The organism is Alteriqipengyuania lutimaris (assembly GCF_003363135.1).
Classification (GTDB): Bacteria; Pseudomonadota; Alphaproteobacteria; order Sphingomonadales; family Sphingomonadaceae; genus Alteriqipengyuania; species Alteriqipengyuania lutimaris.
Genome location: NZ_QRBB01000001.1, coordinates 212684 through 232559 on the forward strand (window position 1 = coordinate 212684; position 19876 = coordinate 232559).

18 protein-coding genes and 1 pseudogene are annotated in these 19876 nt (G+C 66.0%); 14 read left to right on the forward strand and 5 right to left on the reverse strand.

What is annotated here, in order from left to right:
• Window positions 1-16 precede the first annotated feature (16 nt).
• On the reverse strand, window positions 17-1156 hold the full coding sequence (locus DL238_RS00960) for a fatty acid desaturase family protein (protein WP_181883775.1): 1140 nt from the start codon (window positions 1154-1156) through the stop codon (window positions 17-19).
• Between the two features lie 140 nt (window positions 1157-1296).
• Here DL238_RS00960 and DL238_RS00965 point away from each other — a divergent pair, with 140 nt between their 5' ends.
• The 3 genes from DL238_RS00965 (at window position 1297) to DL238_RS00975 (ending at window position 4114) form a co-directional block, all read left to right on the forward strand.
• On the forward strand, window positions 1297-2496 hold the full coding sequence (locus tag DL238_RS00965; RefSeq protein WP_115490556.1) for an N-acetyltransferase: 1200 nt from the start codon (window positions 1297-1299) through the stop codon (window positions 2494-2496).
• Window positions 2497-2573: 77 nt separating this feature from the next.
• Window positions 2574-2999 carry a response regulator transcription factor gene (locus tag DL238_RS00970; RefSeq protein ID WP_115490557.1) on the forward strand — a complete coding sequence of 142 codons (426 nt, stop codon included), beginning with the start codon at window positions 2574-2576 and terminating at the stop codon, window positions 2997-2999.
• A 314-nt stretch (window positions 3000-3313) separates the two neighbouring features.
• Window positions 3314-4114 (forward strand): response regulator, encoded by an 801-nt coding sequence (locus DL238_RS00975; protein WP_115490558.1) that lies wholly within the window; start codon window positions 3314-3316, stop codon window positions 4112-4114.
• Window positions 4115-4258: 144 nt separating this feature from the next.
• Here the strand turns inward: DL238_RS00975 and DL238_RS00980 are convergent, their stop codons facing one another.
• The gene (locus DL238_RS00980; protein WP_115490559.1) at window positions 4259-5878 is read right to left on the reverse strand and encodes a CHASE domain-containing protein; all 1620 of its coding nucleotides are present in this window, start codon (window positions 5876-5878) and stop codon (window positions 4259-4261) included.
• Between the two features lie 303 nt (window positions 5879-6181).
• On the opposite strand from DL238_RS00980, the gene DL238_RS00985 reads away from it, so the two are divergent.
• From DL238_RS00985 to DL238_RS00995, 3 genes are read left to right on the forward strand one after another with little or no spacing between them, the layout of a single operon-like run.
• A complete protein-coding gene (locus DL238_RS00985; protein WP_234030907.1) occupies window positions 6182-6331 on the forward strand; it encodes a NepR family anti-sigma factor in 150 nt (49 codons plus the stop codon).
• Window positions 6328-6948 (forward strand): sigma-70 family RNA polymerase sigma factor, encoded by a 621-nt coding sequence (locus tag DL238_RS00990; protein WP_115490561.1) that lies wholly within the window; start codon window positions 6328-6330, stop codon window positions 6946-6948. The genes DL238_RS00985 and DL238_RS00990 overlap by 4 nt, the downstream gene beginning before the upstream one ends.
• Before the next feature lie 33 nt (window positions 6949-6981).
• Window positions 6982-8256, forward strand: coding sequence for an AI-2E family transporter (locus DL238_RS00995; protein WP_234030908.1), 1275 nt, complete (start codon window positions 6982-6984; stop codon window positions 8254-8256).
• Window positions 8257-8316: 60 nt separating this feature from the next.
• Here DL238_RS00995 and DL238_RS01000 read toward each other — a convergent pair whose 3' ends face one another.
• Together DL238_RS01000 and DL238_RS01005 are read right to left on the reverse strand one after the other, a co-directional pair.
• The gene (locus DL238_RS01000) at window positions 8317-8931 is read right to left on the reverse strand and encodes a superoxide dismutase (protein ID WP_115490562.1); all 615 of its coding nucleotides are present in this window, start codon (window positions 8929-8931) and stop codon (window positions 8317-8319) included.
• 32 nt (window positions 8932-8963) lie between these two features.
• Complete coding sequence (locus DL238_RS01005) at window positions 8964-10259, reverse strand: dicarboxylate/amino acid:cation symporter (RefSeq protein WP_234030909.1); 1296 nt, start codon at window positions 10257-10259, stop codon at window positions 8964-8966.
• 93 nt (window positions 10260-10352) lie between these two features.
• Between DL238_RS01005 and glmM the strand changes: the two genes are divergently transcribed.
• The 3 genes from glmM (at window position 10353) to thiD (ending at window position 12867) form a co-directional block, all read left to right on the forward strand.
• Window positions 10353-11690 (forward strand): phosphoglucosamine mutase, encoded by a 1338-nt coding sequence (glmM, locus tag DL238_RS01010; RefSeq protein WP_115490564.1) that lies wholly within the window; start codon window positions 10353-10355, stop codon window positions 11688-11690.
• A 15-nt stretch (window positions 11691-11705) separates the two neighbouring features.
• A complete protein-coding gene (locus tag DL238_RS01015) occupies window positions 11706-11930 on the forward strand; it encodes a DUF1272 domain-containing protein (protein ID WP_115490565.1) in 225 nt (74 codons plus the stop codon).
• Between the two features lie 112 nt (window positions 11931-12042).
• The gene (gene thiD, locus DL238_RS01020) at window positions 12043-12867 is read left to right on the forward strand and encodes a bifunctional hydroxymethylpyrimidine kinase/phosphomethylpyrimidine kinase (protein ID WP_115490566.1); all 825 of its coding nucleotides are present in this window, start codon (window positions 12043-12045) and stop codon (window positions 12865-12867) included.
• On the opposite strand, the gene DL238_RS01025 is transcribed toward thiD, so the two are convergent.
• Complete coding sequence (locus DL238_RS01025) at window positions 12864-13754, reverse strand: LOG family protein (RefSeq protein WP_115490567.1); 891 nt, start codon at window positions 13752-13754, stop codon at window positions 12864-12866. The two genes, thiD and DL238_RS01025, sit on opposite strands and share 4 nt — an antisense overlap.
• A gap of 190 nt (window positions 13755-13944) precedes the next feature.
• Between DL238_RS01025 and DL238_RS01030 the strand changes: the two genes are divergently transcribed.
• The 5 genes and pseudogenes from DL238_RS01030 (at window position 13945) to DL238_RS01040 (ending at window position 19824) form a co-directional block, all read left to right on the forward strand.
• Complete coding sequence (locus tag DL238_RS01030; RefSeq protein WP_115490568.1) at window positions 13945-14277, forward strand: TIGR01244 family sulfur transferase; 333 nt, start codon at window positions 13945-13947, stop codon at window positions 14275-14277.
• A 155-nt stretch (window positions 14278-14432) separates the two neighbouring features.
• Window positions 14433-17081: a chemotaxis protein CheB gene (locus DL238_RS16275; RefSeq protein WP_234030910.1), complete on the forward strand. Its 2649-nt coding sequence runs from the start codon at window positions 14433-14435 to the stop codon at window positions 17079-17081.
• A 36-nt stretch (window positions 17082-17117) separates the two neighbouring features.
• Window positions 17118-17402, forward strand: a pseudogene (locus DL238_RS16575) (GAF domain-containing protein); the annotation flags it as partial.
• Window positions 17403-17486: 84 nt separating this feature from the next.
• Window positions 17487-18842: an HWE histidine kinase domain-containing protein gene (locus DL238_RS16580; protein WP_267903918.1), complete on the forward strand. Its 1356-nt coding sequence runs from the start codon at window positions 17487-17489 to the stop codon at window positions 18840-18842.
• Window positions 18835-19824: a chemotaxis protein CheB gene (locus DL238_RS01040; RefSeq protein ID WP_115490569.1), complete on the forward strand. Its 990-nt coding sequence runs from the start codon at window positions 18835-18837 to the stop codon at window positions 19822-19824. Before DL238_RS16580 ends, DL238_RS01040 begins: the two co-directional genes overlap by 8 nt.
• Window positions 19825-19876: the final 52 nt, after the last annotated feature.

Sequence of the window (19876 nt, forward strand, 5' to 3'; positions counted from 1 at the left end):
GAGTGCCGGGCGGGGCTCAGCCCGCGCTGTTGCCTTCGGACGGCTCGACATTCGTGCGCTTCAGCATCGTGCTGCGCGCGATCCGGCCCACCAGCACCAGCAGTCCGGGATGGTTCGCCCCGTCGTAGGTCGAACCCATCCCCAGCTCGCGCGCGAGGCGGCGATGGGCCTCGGGCAGGTCATGGTAGGGCATCGATGGCATCAGATGGTGCAGCGCATGGTAGCGCAGGCCGACCGGCGCCCAGACCTCCGCCACGATTCCGGGCGGGGGTACGTTGACCGAATCGAGGAACTGCGCCGTCACGGTCATCGCCTCGCCTTCGTTCTCCCACAGGTGCGCGACCAGCGTGCGCAGCTGGTTGAGCAGCGCCGTAAGCGAGAGGATCGCGAGCGCGATCAGCAGCGGCCGCCAGCCGAAGGCCAGCGGGCTGGCAAGCAGTGCGATCGCCCATACGCAGGCGCCCGCTTCCTGCCAGCGCACCCGCTTTGCAAACGCGCCTTCGGGCGCCTTGCGGCGGAACTCGGGATTGATCGAGAGCGAGGACAGCCGCTGCCAAGTGAAGCGGCGCACCGCCGGGATGACCGCGCCGAGCGGCACCAGCACCGCGAAGCGGAACAGCAGCGCCACGGGGGCAAGCAGCGCCACGAGCACGAACAGCGGCAGGCTCCACGGCTTCATCAGCGCGAGCGGCAGGTATTCGGGATCCTCGACCGTGCCGTACTGCGTGCGCTTGTGGTGGATCGTATGCACGCCTTCGTACATGAAGCTGGGCGTCAGCAGGGGGATGCCGACCAGCAGGTTCCAGCCTGTCCGGAAACCGCGCAGGGCTTTCTTGTGGATGTGGGTCAGCTCGTGGATGAACATTTCCGCGCGGTAGAACGCCAGCGCCCCGACCAGCCCTGCCAAAATCTGGATGGCGAGATTGCCCGCAAGGATCGCGGTCGCGATCGCCGCATAGCCAAGCCCTGCCGACAGCAGCATGTCGGCCCAGTAGACCGCCGGCTTCGCAGTGCCGAGGTCCTTGGTCAGGTCGCGCGCGGCGCGCAGCATCGCCTTGTCGTCCTCGACCATGAATTGGAGGCGGGTCGCACGCACGGGCGCAATCTGGCGCTCGGGCTGCGGCTGGGCTGGATCGATCGTCTGGTGCATGGTCATGTCGGGGGTTTGTCCAGAGCGGGTGTTACTGCAATTACCACGGTGAGCCAAACGCATGTTCCCCGTCAGAGTGATCGACTGGCTTGCGTCCGGCGCACGCGGGCGACACAGGGGCCAAATTGCACAGGCAGATACGGGACATGCGCGTGAAGGATACAACCACACCGGGCCAGGGCGCCTCGGCACCGGGCGGCGATATAGTGACCGAGCCCGTGACCGACAAGCGCGGGCGCGCCGCCTTCGTCGATCTGGGCCGCGCTTTCGCTGCACGCCTGCCGCATTCGGTACCGCAGATGCGCTCCGAACAGATCGAGCTGGTCGATCCGGACAAGAACCCGTTTTTCGGCCATGCCGACGCCCAATTGTTCATCGCCTACCGCGATGGAAAGCCGGTCGGGCGGATCAGCGCGCAGATCGATCACCTTGCCCTGGCCGTCCCGGTCGAACAGGGCATGGGTCCGGGCACCGGCATGTTCGGCTATTTCGATGCCGAGGATGCCCAGGTGGCCGCCTCCCTGCTCGACCGCGCCGAGGAATGGCTCAAGGCCAAGCGCATGACGCGCGTGCTCGGCCCCATTTCGATGTCGATCTGGGAAGAGCCGGGCCTGCTCGTGCGCGGACAGGATCATGCGCCGATGGTCATGATGGGGCACCATCCCGCGCACTACGCCGCGTTCATCGAGGCGCGCGGGTATGAACCTGCAAAGCGGCTCTACACCTACGAGTTGCCGGTCTCGAAGGAATTCCCGCCGGTAGTCCAGCGGATCGTCCAGTCGGGGGAGCGCAATCCGCGCATCCGCATGCGCCCGGTCGATCTCGATCACTACGAGCGCGAAATCGAGATTATCCTCGAAATCCTCAACGATGCGTGGTCGGACAACTGGGGCTTCGTTCCGCTGACCTCGCGCGAGGTGGCGCATACGGGCAAGAAACTGCGTCCGCTTATCCATACCGAACTTAACCGGATCGTCGAACTGGATGGGGAACCAGTCGCCTTCATGATGACCTTGCCCGACGTGAACGACCTGTTCGCGCGCACAGACGGCAAGCTGTTCCCCTTCGGCTGGCTCAGGACGCTGCGCTGGATCAGGAAACCGATGGGTGCAGGCATGCGGGTTCCGCTGATGGGAGTGCGCAAGAAGCTGCACAATTCCAGGCTCGCCAGCCAGCTCGCCTTCATGATGATCAACGATATCCGCAGGGTTGCCGACGAAAGATTCAACTCTCAGCGGGGCGAGATCGGCTGGATTCTCGAGGATAACCAGGGGATGGTCGCCATTGCGGACATGATCCAGGGCCGGATCAACCGCGAATACGTGATCTACGACAAGGATTTGTAGCGGAACGCCAGCGCGGGTCGTATCGTTCGATAGCTGACCGCGCCGGCCGGCGTGGGCTTTGCGAAGGATTCCCCGTTATGCCGTCCGCCGGCACACCTGCACAAAAGTCCCGCAAGATCGGCCCGGTGCTGGTGGTCGAGGACGATGCCGCGCTGGCGCTGGCGGTCGAGGACGCTCTCCTCGATGCCGGAGCGCGATCGGTATCGATCGCCTCCACCACGCAGCAGGCGATCGACACACTGCGCGACGACCGCTTCGAGACGGTGATCCTCGACGTCCATCTGGCCGATCGCGGCGACGGGTGGGCGATCGCCGAACTGGTGCGCGCGCTTGGCGCAGGAGGGCCGAAGATCATCTTCGCCACCGGATCGCCCGACGCCATTCCCGCCGATATCGCCGATCTTGGCCCGGTCCTCGCCAAGCCTTACGATTTCAACGAACTGGTCGCGCATGTCCGCGCGCGCGGTCGCATGTCGCTGTTTTCCCGCTTGCGGCGCGATTGACGCCGCTGACGGCGCGCATTTTCCTTTTCCGGAACCCGACTCCATCGCCTCAGGCATAAAAAAAGGCCTTCGATCCGCGTCGAGCGGAACGAAGGCCTTCGGGATCGTATCACCGGCCGCTTGGACGGGAGGGGGGTCTCGGCGGTGACATAGAGGAAATGCCCCGGCAAAGAGGCGGTTCCACGGTGGTGAAATTTTTTTCGGAGACGTCATATTAGCGCGATCGAAGAATGCCGGCAGGGAACTTGGCGCAGGTCTGGAACCGGCTCTGGTGCCACACGTTGCGGGGTAGGTTTCAGACGGGAAAGAGATTTATGTCGATTGGTGAAAATGTCGCGGCGAACCTTCCTTACCTTCGCCGCTATGCGCGCGCGTTGACCGGGTCGCAGCAAACCGGAGATGCCTTCGTACGGGCCACGCTGGAAGCGGCGCTGGCGGACGACGACCTGAAGGCGTCGCTGGAAGGCGGGCGGGTCCCGCTGTACCGCGCGTTCAACAAGGTCTGGTCGAGCGCCTATCTCGAAGTCTCCGATCACGGCGCCGATGCCGACCTGCCGGGCGACGTCGAGGCGGACCGCCTGCAGACCGTAACCCCGCTCAATCGCCAGGCGCTCCTGCTGACCACGCTCGAGGACTTCACGATCGAGCAGTCGGCCGAAATCATGGAAAAGTCCTCCGAAGAGGTCGAAAAGATGGTGCAGGACGCGATTGCGGAAATCGATCGCGAATCCGCTACCAGCGTGCTCATCATCGAAGACGAGCCGCTGATCTCGATGCAACTCGAAGATCTGGTCCGCGGCCTCGGCCACGATATCTGCGGCACCGCCGCCACGCGCACGCAGGCGCAGGAAGTCGTCGCGCAGAAGACGCCGGGCCTCGTGCTGGCCGATATCCAGCTCGCCGACGGGTCTTCGGGCCTCGACGCGGTCGACGATATCCTGAGCATCGGCAGCGTGCCGGTGATCTTCATCACCGCCTATCCGGAACGGCTGCTGACCGGCGACCGGCCGGAGCCGACCTACTTGGTGACCAAGCCCTTCCAGGAAGCGACCGTACGCGCAGCGATCAGTCAGGCGCTGTTCTTCAACGCCAACCGGGACAGCGCGACCGCCTGACGAGGTTGCACACCGTTCGGCAACGAACCCCGAAAGGGCGTCGCGATTGCGGCGCCCTTTCTCGTTGTGCATCGCGCGTCCAGTAAGGTTCCAGGGAAGTCGGGAGCCAGTGGCGGCTCGCCGAACGGCATGCGGAAGGTTGCGTCAGTTGGTCGGCGCGGCTTCGCTCAGCTGGTTGCGGCGCGCGCGCAGCTGGAACTCGGCGCGTTTGCGCACGGGCACCTGCAGCACGCAACGCACGCCCTCGCGCGCGAAGCTGAGATCGACCGGATGCTTGAGCTCGTGTGCGACGATCTTCTCGATCAGTTCGGTCCCGAACCCGCGCGTCCGATCCTGCGAGACCGGCGGGCCGTTCGATTCCTGCCACACGACCTCGACCAGGTCGTCGTTCAAGCGCTTCCAGTCGACGCGCAGCCTGCCGCCCTCGACCGACAGGGCGCCATATTTCGATGCATTGGTCGCAAGCTCATGAATCGCCAGGCCGAAGGACAGCGCGTCGTTGGGCGCCAGCTCCACCCCCGGCCCCTTCAGCTCGAGCATGGCATCGACCGAATTGGTATAGGGGGCGAGTTCGGCCTCCAGCACCGCCTGCAGCGGGGTCGTGCCCCATTCCGACTGGGTCAGCAGGTCGTGCGTGGCGGACAGCGCGCGGATGCGACCGTCCAGACCGCTCGCGAAATCCTCGAGCGAAGTGGCGCGGCGCCGGGTCAGCGCGACGATCGACAGCACGTTGGCGAGCGTATTTTTGACGCGGTGGTTGAGTTCGCGGGTCAGCGAATTGCGGATCGAATTCTGCTCGGCATAGAAATCGAGCGCCGACTGGTCCTCGTGCGCCTGCTGGGTCAGCAACCGGGCCACTAGCATCGAAAGGCTGGCCACCGCGATTCCGAACAGAAGCGTGATCATCGACAGCAGCGACAGGGCATCGCCGCGCGCCGATTCGACCTCCACGGTCATCGGACGGTCGGCCAGGCTGACCTCGATCCGCGTGACATTGCCGGTCATGCGCGAGGGCGTATGCGAAGCGACGAGATTGCCGGGCGAAGGTTCGCCGTCGTACAGGCGTACCCCGCGCTCCCCGATCAGCTCGCGGGTCAGCACGGAGTCGAGAAATTCCTGAGAACTGAAGGGGCTGTAGACGAAGCCGCGGATCAGCTCGCCGCCCGTCCCCGGTTCGAACACCGGCATGTACACGATGAAACCCCGGCGCTCCGCGTCCTGGCCCGACACCAGTTCTACCGGACCGCTGGCAGTCGGGCGCCCCGTCCGGATCGCTTCCTGCATGGCCGAGCGGCGGTCCGCTTCCGAATACATGTTGAATCCCCGCGCGCGCGCCATGCGATCGGCCATCGGTTCGAAAAAGGTCACCGGCACGGCGAAGTTGCTTTGCCGGTCGGGCAGCGGCTCGATCGTGAAGGCCTCGCCGGTTTCCGATGTCACCATTGCTTCGAACGCGCCGATCTGGCCGCGCGGGACGATCGGGCTCCAGCCGATTCCCATGGACCCGCGATAATCCGCGTCTAGCCGCAGTTCGGTGGCGAAGCGCCGGAAAAGGTCGGCGGGCACGCGATCGAGCGTGCTGATCAGCGCCGCCCCCGCGATGAGGTAGGAGCCGCTGGTATTGACCCTGCGATCGAGCGAGGACGCGATGACCTGCGCCGTTTCGCCGAGCACCGCCTGTTCGCGGCGACGCTCCCCCCGTTCGATCGCGAAGACGCTGAGCGCGGTGATGGCGGTGATGAGCAGGAAAATGATCACGGGCACGGCCCGGGGATAATGGATCAGCCAGCGCCGTACTCGACGTGTAGGAAGGGCCGTTTCGGACGCCACGAATGCTCCGCTTTAACTTTGTATTTCCCGCGCGTCCGGCGGTTCGGAAAGCTACCTGATACAGCAAGGGAACCACGCGCGGGCCGCAACGTTCCAAGTGTCTCGGATCGATTATGGGAAGGGTAGGCTTGGGTTTCGGCTATCGAACGCCCATGTTAGCCAGCAAGTATGGACGACAAACACAATCCGGATGCTAAGCATGCGCCTCACAGGCCTACGGGCGAAGGCAGGGACGGCATGAATCAACCGCAATGGGCGGATAGCCTGCGCAATTTGTACGACTCGGTCGTCGACGAACCGATTCCCGACAGCTTCAAGGATTTGCTCGACCAGTTCGACGAACCCAAGAAGGATGGGCCGAAGCAGGACGGGGGTGATGCAACGTGAGTTCGCATCCCGCACCCGCCGCCGATCCGGTCGAGTTCAAGCGTGAACTGACCGGTGTGGTCCCGCACCTGCGCGCCTTCGCGCGCGGGCTTTGCGGCCGCCCCGACATGGCCGACGACCTCGTGCAGGAAACGCTGATGAAGGCGTGGGCCGCGCAGGAGCGGTTCGAGCCGGGCACCAGCATGCGCGCATGGACCTTCGTGATCCTGCGCAATGCCTATCTCACCGACATGCGCCGCAACCGCTTCCGCGGCGAATATGACGAGAACGTTGCTGAGCGTATCCTGACCGCGCCTGCGGGCCAGGAGGAACCGATCCACCTGTCCGACATGCACCGTGCGCTGCTGACGCTCCCGCCCGAACGGCGCGAGGCGCTGCTGCTGGTGGGTGCGGGCGGTTTCTCTTACGAGGAAGCGGCCAATATCTGCGGCTGCGCGGTCGGCACGATCAAGAGCCGCGTGGGCCGTGCCCGCGCCGCGCTCAACGCGATGCTCGCCGATGGCGACATTCCCCAGCGCTCGATCGACGACGAAACCGCGCACCGCGCGATCCTCGAAGAGCTGGACGATGTCGCAGCGGGCAAGGGCCTTGCCGAACCGACCAATGGGCGCACCTGACACCCGCGCCGACATTGCCCCGGACCCCTTAGCGTGAGCGACACCGCGCCCGAACCTGGCGAACCCCGGCCTGGCGGGCGCCGGCCCGATGAGCCCCAGTCCGGTGAGCCTTCACCGCCCCGCGCCACCCCCGGCGCACCCTCGCGCACGAAAACCGGAAGCTCGAAGAAGCGCACCCTTCTGGCCGAGCAGGAATTGCGGCTGCTCAGCACGCTGGTGGTGCTGCTCGGGATCGGGCTGTTCCTCGCCCTGCCCTTCGTCCTCTCGATCGGGTCGGTCGTATTTCTTCCGCTGACCACGGCGATCATCCTGTCGGTGCTGCTCGCCCCGCTGGCCGACCGCATGTCCAGCTGGGGCCTGCCCAATACGCTCGCCTCGACTCTCTCGCTGCTGATATTCCTCGCGGTCGTCGTGCTCGCTTTCGGTGCGATCCTGCAACCGGCCTTCACGCTGTTCGATCGCCTGCCCGACCTGATCGACCAGATCGGCGGGCGTTACCAGGAAATGCAGGCCGAATTCGCGTGGCTCGCCAACGCCAACGACCGGCTGGCGGAACTGGTCGGCCAGTCGGGCGCGAACGAGGTCGTGCTGGCCAGCCCCTCGGTGTTCCAGCAGGTCGCGATCAGCGCGCCGGTGCTGCTGCTGGAGGTGATGCTGACCTTCCTGATGGCGTTCTTCATGATCGAGGCACGCGGCCGCGTGCGCCGCAACATCCTGTTCGGGCGCACCAGCTTCGGCACCTCGGTGAAGGCCGCGCGGGTCCTGCGCGAAGTGCAGGACCGGGTGGCGGCCTACATCCTGACCGTCGCGTGGATCAATCTGGGCGTCGGGATGGTCGTCGCGCTGGGCGCATGGGCGCTCGGCCTGCCCGCCCCGATCATGTGGGGCGGCCTCGCCACGCTGCTCAACTTCATCCCTTACGTGGGACCGCTCGCGCTCACCGCGCTGCTCACGCTGTTCGGCCTCGGCACCGCGGATACGGTGTTTCTCGGCCTGATCCCGCCGATCGCCTATGTGACGCTGCATGCGTTCGAGGCGAATGCGATCACGCCTGCGATCCTCGGCCGGCGCTTCACCATGAACCCGGTGATGATCCTGCTCGCCTTTTCCTACTTCACCTGGATCTGGGGCGCGATCGGCGCGCTGCTGTCGGTGCCGCTGCTGCTGATGCTCACCGCCTTCTTCGACCATGTCGGGCGGCCCAACCTGCTCGGCTTCATCTTCGGCGAGCCGCTGTTCCAGACACCGCTGCTGGAAGAGGGTGACGAGGCGGACGGCGTGAAGCTTCCCGAAGAGAACCCCGCATAAGAAAAGGGGCCGAGCCTCCATCGGCCCGACCCCTCTCGGTCTTCAGAACTATCGCGAAGCTCAGTTCGGATAGGTCCAGGTCTTCCCGCGGGCGAGGTTCTCGCTCGCGAAGGCCCAGTTCAGCTTCTCGGTCGTCAGCGCCTTGAGATAGGCGGGACGCGCGTTCTGGTGATCGAGGTAATAGGCGTGTTCCCACAGGTCGATCACGAGGAGCGGGTTGACCCCGTCCTGATCGGCCAGCGTGTCGCCGTCATGCGTTTCCTCGATCGAGAGCTTGCCGCCCTTCTCTGCCAGCCACACCCAGCCGCTGGCGAAATGGCCTGCGCCGCGTTCCTGCAGCTTTTCCTTGAGCGAATCGACCGACCCGAAGGCGCTTTCGATCATGCTCTTGAGCTCGTCCGACGGCGCCGATTCCTGGCCCGCCATCGAGTGCCAGTAGAAGCCGTGGTTCCAGCTCTGGGCGGAGTTGTTGAACAGACCCTGGTCGCTACCGCGTGCGGCGGCAATGATGTCTTCAAGCGGCTTGTCCGCGTGATCCGTGCCTTCGATCGCGTTGTTGGTCTTGTCGATATAGGCCTTATGGTGCTTGCCGTGGTGGTAGCTGAGCGTCTCGGCGGAAACCGCCGGGGCCAGCACGTCGTCCGGATAGGGCAGCGGGGTAACTTCGAAAGCCATAGGTTTTGTCTCCCGTTGGTTGGGTTTGTAATTCAGCTGTCGGTCATTGAACGCGCGGGATCGCCATCCGTTGCATCGAATTCGGGACTTTCCCGGTCTGTCGCGCTGGCCAGTGCAACATCCGCGGTCACATTGGCGAGCGTGCGCATGATGTCGGGGATCATCTCGACCGCCACGAGCAGCGCCAGCGGCTCCACCGGCACGCCCATCGCGAGCGCGATCGGTCCGATCGAGATGACGAAGCTGATCGATCCGGGCAGGCTGACCGATCCGATCGAGATGACGAAGGCCACCGCGAGGCCCGCCAGCAGCGCGGGCACGCCGAGTTCGATGCCGAACAGGTGCGCGACGTAGATCGCCACGGCGAGGTTCATCGCCGGGCTCGTCGCGCGGAAGATCGCCACCGAGAGCGGCAGGACGAAGTCGGCGACATTCTCCGAGATATCCAGTCGCCGCGCGCTCGCGAGCATGGCGGGCAGGCTGGCGAGCGAGCTCTGGGTCGAGATGGCAACCGCCTGCGCAGGCAGCATCGCGCGCGCGAACTTCACCGGCCCGTGGCGCACCGCGCCGACAATGAACGCAGCGACCAGCACGATCCCGCCCATCGCGCTGACGGTCACGATATAGTGGATCAGCGTCAGGAACGCCGCATCCCCGCCCGCCCGCGCCGCGACGCCCAGCCCCAGTGCGAACACGCCGACGGGCGCTACCCACAGCACCCAGCCGATCACCAGCAGCATGGCATTGGCGACCGCTTCGAAGAAGCCGCGCAGCGTCGCCGATTGCTCGGCAGGCAGCCGCGTGATCGCAACTGCGAACAGCGCGAAGAAGATCGTCAGCGGCAGCATCGCGGTATCCGCGGCGGCTTCGACGATGTTGGGCGCGACGAGCGAGAGGATGAAGTCGCCGATTCCCGGCACCGCCTGCGGCTCGACATCGGCGGCGAGCAGCGCGCGCGCGCCGTCGGGCGGCGGCACCACGCCCAGCAGCAGCGGCATCGCGATGATCGTCGCGATCCCGCCGCAGAGCAGCGCCGCGCCCACGAAGACCAGCATTCGCCGCGCGGTCGAGCCCGCGCGCGCCGCGGTCGCCAGCTGGGTGATGCCGAGCACCAGCAGCGCGGCGACCAGCGGAATGATCGTCATCTGCAAGGCGCGCAGCCACAGCGCGCCCACGGGCGCGGTGACGGGAAGGATGCTGTCCGCCACCGGTCGCCCGGCGATAAGCGAGCCGACCAGCAGCCCGCCGACCAGCCCGCCGAAGGTCAGCCAGATCGGCAGGCGCAGAGTGACGAGCCGCGCGGGCCGCTGTGTTTCAGGTTCCGCCAAGCTGGATTGCCCCCTTCCCTCCGGGTGCATGGACGTCCACAAGCGCGCCACGCAATCCGATCCGGTAGAGACCACAAGCGAGGGTGTGAAGACGTGGCACGCAAGTATTTCGGAACCGACGGCATCCGGGGCGAAACCAACAAGGGCGCGATGACCGCGGCGATGGCGATGCGCGTCGCGCAGGCGGCAGGCGCGCATTTCCGCCGGGGCGAGCATCGCCACCGCGTGGTGATCGGCAAGGACACCCGCCTGTCGGGCTATATGGTCGAGAACGCGCTGGTCGCGGGCTTCACCAGCATGGGCGTCGACGTGATCCAGACCGGCCCGCTGCCCACCCCTGCAATCGCCATGCTGACGCGCGAGATGCGCGCGGACCTGGGCGTGATGATCTCCGCCAGCCACAACCTCTACCGCGACAACGGCATAAAGCTGTTCGGCCCCGACGGCTTCAAGCTGTCGGACGAGGACGAGGACGCGATCGAAGACCTGATCGCCTGCAAACCCGAACTGGTGCCTGCGAGCGAAATCGGTCGCGCCCGCCGGATCGAGGATGCGCGGGGGCGCTATATCCACGCGGTCAAGCAGTCGGTCAGCGACCAAATCCGCTTCGACGATCTCAAAGTGGTGATCGATTGCGCGCATGGCGCGGCCTACCAGGTTGCCCCCAGCGCGATCTGGGAACTGGGCGCGGAGGTCATCACCCTCGGCGTCGAGCCCAACGGCACCAACATCAACGACGGCGTCGGCTCGACCGCGCTCGACGCGGTGAAGGCCAAGGTGGTCGCAAGCGGTGCCGATGTCGGCATCGCGCTCGATGGCGATGCGGATCGCCTGATCGTGATCGACGAGAAGGGCGAGGCGATCGACGGCGACCAGATCATGGCCGCGATCGCCACGCGGATGGCCGAAAAGCAGGCGCTGCGCGGCGGCGGCGTGGTCGCCACGGTGATGAGCAACCTGGGGCTGGAACGCTATCTGGAAGGCAAAGGGCTGACGCTCGAGCGGACCAAGGTCGGCGATCGCTACGTGCTCGCCCGCATGCGCAGCGGCGGGTTCAATGTGGGCGGCGAACAGTCGGGCCACATGATCCTGCTCGACCATTCGACCACCGGCGACGGCACACTGGCGGCGCTGCGCGTGCTGACCAGCCTCGTGCGCTCGAAGCGCCCGGCATCGGAGGAACTGCGGATGTTCGAGCCCGTGCCCCAGCTGCTCAAGAACGTGCGCTACGAAGGCTCCAGCCCGCTTGAGGCGGCGAACGTCAAGCAGGCGATCGAGGAAGCGCGCGGCGCGCTGGGCGACAAGGGGCGCATGGTGATCCGCGCCTCGGGCACCGAGCCGCTGATCCGCGTGATGGCCGAAGGCGACGATGCGGGCGAGGTGGAGCGGCTGGTCGACATGGTCTGCGACGAAGTGGGCAAGGCCGCCTGATGCGGGATAACGACGATGCTTGAAATGCGCCCCGATTGCGAACGCTGCGGCACGGACCTTCCGCCCTCGGTCCCCGGCGCCTTCATCTGCAGCTTCGAATGCACCTTCTGCGCGCCGTGTGCGGAAGCGCTGGACGACCTGTGCCCCAATTGCGGAGGCGAACTGATGGACCGGCCGACCCGGGCGGCCAAGCTACTGGAGAAATACCCCGCGAGCACCCAGCGCAAGTTCAAGGGATGATGGCTTACGCACACCGAGTCGGCCCTGCGCAGGCAGGGGCCCATGGATTGCCCGTAACGCGCGCCACCGGCCTTATCTGGATCCTCGCCTGCGCGGGGATGACGAGTTAGACATGACAAACGCAAAGCCCCCGCCCCGCATCCTCTCCATCGCCGGGTCCGATTCGGGCGGCGGCGCGGGGATCCAGGCCGACATCAAGACGATCGCGATGCTTGGCGGGTATGCGATGACCGCGATCACCGCGATCACCGCGCAGAATTCGCGCGGGGTTCAGGGCGTCACTCCGCTGACCGGCGATTTCGTGATGGAGCAGGTCGATTCCTGCCTCACCGATTTCGGCGCCGATGCGATCAAGATCGGGATGCTCCACGATGCCGGGATTATCGGCGCGGTGGCCGAGGGGCTCGCCACCCTGCCCGAGGCGCAAGGCGTGCCGATCGTGCTCGATCCGGTGATGGTCGCCACCTCGGGCGCGCGGCTGCTTCAGGAAGACGCGGTGGAAACGATGCGCACGGCGCTGTTCCCGCTCGCCACCCTCATCACCCCCAACCTTCCCGAACTGCAGATCCTTGCGGGTCGGACGCTGCCCGACACGGGCGAGATCACCGAGGCCGCGATCGCGCTGGCGAGCGCGCACGGGTGCTACGTTCTCGCCAAGGGCGGCCATACCGATGACGCGCGCGTGATCGATATCCTGTGCGGCCCCGAAGGCTTTCTGATGCAGTTCGACGACGCGCGGATCGACACTCCGCACACGCATGGCACGGGCTGCACGCTGTCCGCCGCGATCGCCACGCTGATGGGTCACGGCCAGCGGATCGACCACGCGGTACGGCTGGCGCGGCAATTCACGCGCGCCGCGATCCTGAACGCACCGGGCTTCGGCGACGGCAATGGCCCGATGGGCCATCACGCCGTGCGCAGGCTGGAGGACTAGACCTTCAGGTCGTAGAACTTGGAGATCGCCGCCCAAGCCTCGTCGGCGGTTTCGCACCAGGTGATGAGGTCGAGATCGCGGGGGCTGATGGTGCCTTCCTCGGCCAAAGCCTCGAAATCGATCACGCGGTTCCAGAAATCCTTGCCGAACAGCAGAATGGGCATGGCCTTCATCTTGCCCGTCTGGATCAGGGTGAGCAGTTCGAAGAACTCGTCGAACGTGCCGAACCCGCCAGGGAACACCGCGACCGCCTTGGCCCGCAGCAGGAAATGCATCTTGCGCAGCGCGAAGTAGTGGAACTGGAAGCTCAGGTACGGCGTGACATAGGTATTGGGTGCCTGCTCGTGCGGCAGGACGATATTGAGCCCGATGCTCTCGCCCCCGGCATCGCTCGCCCCGCGATTGCCCGCCTCCATGATCGAGGGGCCGCCGCCGGTGGTGACGATGAACTGCCGCTGGCCATTCTCGATGATCGCCTTCTCGGTCACCATCCGCGCGAGGTTGTAGGCCTCCTGGTAATATTTCGCCTTCTCGATCAGCCGTTCGACCGTCTTTTGCTCAGCCTCCGACTTCTCTTTCGCCGATTCGCGCAGCGCGTCGACCTCTTCTGGCGAGGGGATGCGCGCGGAACCGTACATCACCATCGTGGAGCCGACGCCCGCTTGGTCCAGCAGCATCTCGGGCTTGAGCAGCTCGAGCTGGAAGCGCACGGGGCGCAGTTCGGGTTGGAGAAGGAAATCCTCGTCGCGGAACGCCAGCTTGTAGGCCGGATGGCGTGTCTGCGGGGTCTGTTCGACCGAACAGGCCTCATCCACGAAACACGCTTCTTCTTCCGCTGCATAAAAGCGCCGATCGTACAGATCGCGCACACCGCCATTATTGTTCATTCCTGCTGCGATAGGCGGCGCGCATGATGTGGGCAAGGGATTGGAAAGTCCCGGCACGACTTTCCGCAGATCGCCCTGCCGCAAGGTGGATAGAAGCCGAAAAGCGTGACGTGCGATCTTCCCTGTCGCGATCCGTGCAGGCATGATCGCATCACGAACCTGAAACGGCCCGCTTCCGAGGAGACACGACATGACGACCCCGACCCCGCTGGACGACAAGGTCTTCGTCGCCGGGCAGATCGCGCCCGAGGAAATGCGCGCGCTGGCCGAACAGGGTTTCCGCTCGGTCATCGGCAACCGGCCCGACGGCGAGGAGCCCGGCCAGCCGACCTGGGCCGAACTGTCCGCGGCCGCGCGCGAGGCAGGCCTCGAAGCCAAGCTGATCCCGATCGCCAGCGCGGAAGACATGGAAGCGCGCAAGGCCGAGTTCGCAAAGGCAACCGCCGAGATGCCGGGGCCGATCCTCGCCTTCTGTCGCACCGGCACCCGGTCGGCCAGGCTCTACGAGGCTGCGCAGGAGTGACGCGACCGCCCGCTTTCGGCCCCTCCACGTAAAACTTCGGATGGACAAAGAGTGGGTTGCCTCGCCCGGGGGCGCGAACCATGCTAGGGCATGAGAGGTTTCGTTCGGGGCGAAACCCAACTCCCGACCGCCCGATCAGGATGTGGTTACGCTGAATGGCAGAAGCAGACGCAGACGTGACCGAGTTCGACCACCCGGTCGTGGCGGTGGGTGCGTCCGCGGGCGGCGTCGAGGCGCTGAAGGCCTTCGTGGCCGAGCTTCCGGCAGAGACGGCGGCCAGTTTCGTCATCCTCCAGCACCTCGCCCCCGATCACGATAGCCAGCTCGGCGATATCCTGACGCGTGCCGCCAAGTTGCCGGTGCTCGAAGCGGACGAGAACATGGAGGTGGCGAGCGGGCACATCTATGTGATCCAGCCCGGCAAATACCTGACCATCGTCGATCACGGCCTGTTCGTGGAGCCGCCTACCCAGCCGCGCGGCCTGCGCATGCCGATCGACCATTTCATGCGCTCGCTCGCCGAAACGGCGCGCGAACGCGCGGTCGGCGTGATCCTGTCGGGCACCGGGAACGACGGGACGGCGGGGCTGAAGGCGATCAAGGGCGTCGGCGGAGTCGCGCTGGCGCAAGACCCGCAGACCGCGCTCTACGACGGCATGCCGCGCTCCGCGATCGAGGCCGGCGTGGTCGACAAGGTGGGCGATCTGCCGACGCTGGGATCGAACATCGTCGAAATCGCCGACCGGCTGCGCCAGCCCCCTGCCGAAGGCGAGTTCAGCCGCAAGGATTTCCAGGGCGTGCTCGCCCTGCTCAAGGCCCGGATGGGGCACGATTTCACGCCTTACAAGGGCGGCACGATCGCGCGCAGGCTGCTCCGGCGGATGAACCTGCTGCGCTTCGACACGCTGGCGGAGTACCTGGCGCACCTGCGCGACAACGCCGACGAGATGCGGCAGCTGTTCGACGACCTGCTGATCAACGTGACCAGCTTTTTCCGTGACGCAGACATCTGGGATGCGGTGACGCGAGAGGCTCTGGCACCGCTGATCGAGCAGCAGTCGCAGGCGAAGGAACCGGTGCGCATCTGGGTTCCGGCATGCTCTTCGGGCGAGGAAGCCTTCACCATCGCCATGCTGATGGACGAACAGTGCACGAAGATGGAAAAGCCCTGCAACTGGCAGATCTTCGCGACCGATCTCGACAAGGATGCCATCGCGCAGGGGCGCGAGGGGGTCTACCGGCTGAACATCGCCGACGAGGTCGGCCCCGCGCGTCTCGAGAAATATTTCCAGCGCGAGAACGACGGCTACCGCATTCGCAAGCATCTGCGGGAGAAGGTGCTGTTCGCGCAGCACAACCTGCTCAGCGATCCGCCCTTCTCGCGGCTCGACCTGATCAGCTGCCGCAACCTGCTGATCTACCTCGACAACAAGCATCAGGAGCAAGTGCTCGAAAGCTTCCACTTCGCGCTCAAGGAAGGCGGGATGCTGGTGCTCGGCGCGTCGGAAACCCACGGTTCGCGCCAACGTGAATTTAGCACCATCGATTCGAAGGCGCATATCTACGGCCGCAAGCCCGGTCGATCGCTCGCCAGGCTGAGCCCGCGTGCGGGACGCACGCCAGGGGAGACCAATGCCGATCCCGCACGCCCCAGCCGCAGGGACAGGGAGCGCGACCTCAGCGGGCAGATACGCAGGTCGCTGCTCGATCGCTATGCCCCCGCCTCGGTCGCGGTGAAGCGGGACGGCGAAATTGCCTACTTCCACGGTCCCGTACGCCGGTTCATCGACCAGCCCGAAGGGTCGCCGACGCATTCGATCTTCGACATCCTGCCAACGCCCCTGCGCAGCCGCGCACGCGAGGCGATCAAGGAAGTCGGGTCGGGAGAGACGGCAAGGCACCGCAGCGCGCGCATTCACGATCCCGATCGCGACGGGTCGGTGTGTCTCGAATGCGTCAAGCTCGAGTCCGACGAAGGCGAGTTGTTCCTGCTCAGCTTCATCGAGCAGGAGGAAAGCCAGGCCGACCGCCCCCCGCCTCCGACCGACGACAGTTCCAAATATGTCCGCCAGCTCGAGAACGAACTGGCGATCGTGCAGGAAGACCTGCAGACGACGGTGGAGGAGCTGGAAACCTCGAACGAGGAACTGAAGGCGAGCCACGAGGAAGCGGTGGCCGCCAACGAAGAGCTGCAATCCGCCAACGAGGAGCTCGAAACCAGCCGCGAGGAGCTGCAGTCGCTCAACGAGGAGCTGGTGACGGTCAACAACCAGCTGGAAGAGAAGATCGACGAGATCGAGAAGACCAGCGACGACCTGCGCAACCTGCTCACCAGCACCAAACTGCCGGTGCTGTTCCTCGGCCCCGAACTGACCATCAGCGGCTTCACGCCGAGCGTGCGCGAGCTGGTCGAACTGCGCGAAACCGATATCGGGCGCCCCGTATCCGAACTGGCCTTCAAGGCCGATGATCCGACGCTGTTCGAGGATATCGAGCTCACGCTCGACAATCTCTCCGCGACCGAGAAGCAGATCAGGTCCGACGAGGGCAAGACCTATGTCCGCAGGGTGCAGCCCCACCGGACGTCGGACGAGCGCATTCACGGCGTCGTGGTGACCTATGCGGACATTACCGAGCAGGCCGAGATCGCCGCGCGGCTGACCGAGCGCGAACGGCAGCAGCGGATCATCGCCGAACTGGGCCAGAAGGGGCTGGCGGCGCGCAACACGCAAGCCTTCCTGAACGAATTGTGCGCGACCCTGCGCGTCGCCTACGACTGCGATTACTCGAAGGTCCTCGTATAGGAGCAGGACAGGTCGCAGTTTTTCCTCGCCGCGGGCGCGGGGTGGGACGATGGCGTGATCGGCAAGGCGACCGTGCCCGACAGCGTTCAGAGCCAGGCCGGCTTCACGATCCAGGACAAAGCGGTGCTGGTCACCGACTTCGCCAGCGAGCGCCGGTTCGAGGCCCCGCCCCTGCTCAAGGCGCACCACGTCTCTTCGGGCATCAGCTGCGTGATCGAGATCGGCGGCAAGCCGTGGGGCGTGCTGGGGCTGCACGATCGCGATCCCGATCATTTCCGCGAAGAGGATCTCCTGATCGTGCAGGCCGCCGCCAATGTGGCCGCGGCGACGATCAAGCAGGTCCAGCGCGAACAGCAGACCGCGCGCGAAGGCCTGATCCTGTCGATGGCGATCAAGACCGCCGAGATGGGCGTGTGGCAGTACGACGCAACGACCGGCGCAGTCGTATGGGACGAACGGCTGCGCGAGATCATCGGTCGCAGCGGATCGCGCGAGAAACCGTCGGCGGCCGATTTCTTCGCGATGATCCATCCCGACGACGTCGAACGGGTTCGTGCGGCGCTGGACGAGACGATCGCCAACGGCGCGCCCTTCGACGAGGACTTCAGGCTCACCCGCGCAGACGGCAAGCTGGCCTGGCTCGACGGGCGCGGCGAACGCATCGTCGAGGGCGACACCACGCGGGTGATCGGCATCAATGCCGACATCACCGAACGCAAGCTGGCCGAGGAACAGAACAGCTTCATCATGCGCGAGCTCGATCATCGCGTGAAGAACGTCCTCGCCATCATCCTCTCGATCGCGAAGATCACGGGCGCGAACGCACCCGATTTCAAGACCTTCAGCGATGCGTTCGAGAAACGCCTCTACGCGATGGCGCGCACCCACAGCCTGCTCGCCGAATCGCGCTGGCAGGGCGCCGACCTGCGCTCCCTCGTCACCGACGAGCTCGGCCATTCGGGCGACAAGGACGCGATCGAGATCACGGGGCCGAGCGTGAACCTCACGCCCAGCGCGGCGCAGAACATCTCGATGGCGCTGCACGAATTGACCACCAACGCGATCAAGTACGGCTCGCTGTCGGTGACCGGCGGGGTCCTGCGGGTCGCGTGGGACTGGCGCACGCAGGACGGGGGCGATCGCGTCCTCGCCCTCCGGTGGGAGGAATCGGGCGGCCCCCGGGTCGAGAAGCCCGACCGAAGGGGCTTCGGCTCGACCGTGATCGAGCGGATCCTGCGCGCGCAGCTGAGCGCCAGGACCGAGATCGACTACGCCCCCGAAGGCCTCAAGGTGCTGTGCGAAATCCCGGCCGGGCGGATCCTGCCCGGCTCGGCAAGCGAGGGCAAACCGACCGCAACGCCCACATCGGCGCTGCCGCGGGTCGATCTCGACCTGCTCGAAGGCTCGCGGATCCTCGTCCTCGACGACGAGTGGCTGGTGGCCGAACAATACGCCAATTCGCTGGTCGGCGCGGGTTGCGAGGTGGTCGGCCCGTTCCACGATATCGCGCAGGCGCGGCAGGCGGTCGAAACCGGCAAGCTCGATTTCGCGGTCGTCGATTTCAATATCGACGGCGAGGAAGCGACCCCGCTGCTCGAACTGCTCGAGGAGCGCGAGGTCCCCTTCCTCGTCGTCTCGGGTTACGGGACTGACCTCAACCTGACCGAGAAACTGGGCGAGCGTGCCTTTCTCGCCAAGCCCGCCTCGCCTGCGGCGATGCTGGCGCGCGTGGCGCAGGTGCTCGATCGCCGCGATGGGTGACGGGGACCATCGCCGCGACCTGATCGGCATCGGGGGCAGCGCGGGCGGCCTGCCCGCTTTGCTCGAATTGCTCGACAGCTTCCGGCCGCAGGAGCCCGCGTCGCTCTTCGTCGTGCTGCACCGAGCGAAAGAGGCCGGTCATCTGTTCGAGATCCTGCGGCGCCGGTCCCCCATCGACGTGATCGAGCCGGAGGATGGCACCCCCATCCGTCACGGCTGCCTCCACCTGGCGCCGCCCGATGCGCATATGTTGATCGGCGACGATCACGTGCACCTGCGGCGCGGCCCGAAGGAGAACAATTTCCGCCCCGCCATCGACCCGCTTTTCCGGTCGCTGGCGGTCTTCGGCGGATCGCGTGCAACGGCCGTGATCCTGTCGGGCTACCTCGACGACGGGGCGGCCGGGAGCCGCGCGATCGCGCGCGTGGGTGGGGGCGTGATCGTGCAGGACCCGAACGACGCGACCTCGCCCAACATGCCGCGCGCCGCGATCAGCGCGGTGGGCGAGCCGGAGACGATCGCGAGCGCGCGCGCAATCGGCGAGGCGCTGTCGGGCATCGTGGCGCAGCCCGCGGGCCCCGCGCACGATGCGCCGCAGAGCGTCCGGGTGGAGATGATGATCGCGGGACTGGAGAAGGCCAGCATGACGAGCGAGGATCGGCTGGGCGAACTCTCGCCCTATAATTGCCCCGACTGCAACGGGGTCCTGTGGCGGATCGAGGACGGCCCGCTCAGCCGCTTCCGCTGCCACACCGGCCATGCCTACACGCAGAGCGCGCTGGCCGAACGGCAGGACGAACTGCTCGAGCAGAGCATGTACGACACGCTGCGTTCGCTGAGGGAAAAGGCGCGGATGATGCGCGATCTGGCCGAGCGCGACGACATCAACCGCAAGACCTACCTGCAGCGCGCAACCGACGCCGACACCGATGCCGCCAATGTCGAACAGCTGATCCTGACACGCGGCAGACGCGCGTCCTAGGCGGGCGCCCGAGCGCCGCCCGCCACCGGGCATGTGGCCGGAGCGGTCGGGT

Coding starts and splice junctions, on each gene's coding strand:
- DL238_RS00985 (WP_234030907.1), top strand. CDS start 6,182: ATGAATCAACCGCAATGGGCGGATAGCCTGCGCAATTTGTACGACTCG.
- DL238_RS16580 (WP_267903918.1), top strand. CDS start 17,487: ATGGGCGTGTGGCAGTACGACGCAACGACCGGCGCAGTCGTATGGGAC.
- DL238_RS00975 (WP_115490558.1), top strand. CDS start 3,314: ATGTCGATTGGTGAAAATGTCGCGGCGAACCTTCCTTACCTTCGCCGC.
- DL238_RS01030 (WP_115490568.1), top strand. CDS start 13,945: ATGACGACCCCGACCCCGCTGGACGACAAGGTCTTCGTCGCCGGGCAG.
- DL238_RS00960 (WP_181883775.1), bottom strand. CDS start 1,156: ATGACCATGCACCAGACGATCGATCCAGCCCAGCCGCAGCCCGAGCGC.
- DL238_RS01040 (WP_115490569.1), top strand. CDS start 18,835: ATGGGTGACGGGGACCATCGCCGCGACCTGATCGGCATCGGGGGCAGC.
- DL238_RS00965 (WP_115490556.1), top strand. CDS start 1,297: ATGCGCGTGAAGGATACAACCACACCGGGCCAGGGCGCCTCGGCACCG.
- DL238_RS00970 (WP_115490557.1), top strand. CDS start 2,574: ATGCCGTCCGCCGGCACACCTGCACAAAAGTCCCGCAAGATCGGCCCG.
- DL238_RS16275 (WP_234030910.1), top strand. CDS start 14,433: ATGGCAGAAGCAGACGCAGACGTGACCGAGTTCGACCACCCGGTCGTG.
- DL238_RS01015 (WP_115490565.1), top strand. CDS start 11,706: ATGCTTGAAATGCGCCCCGATTGCGAACGCTGCGGCACGGACCTTCCG.
- thiD (WP_115490566.1), top strand. CDS start 12,043: ATGACAAACGCAAAGCCCCCGCCCCGCATCCTCTCCATCGCCGGGTCC.
- DL238_RS01025 (WP_115490567.1), bottom strand. CDS start 13,754: ATGAACAATAATGGCGGTGTGCGCGATCTGTACGATCGGCGCTTTTAT.
- DL238_RS01000 (WP_115490562.1), bottom strand. CDS start 8,931: ATGGCTTTCGAAGTTACCCCGCTGCCCTATCCGGACGACGTGCTGGCC.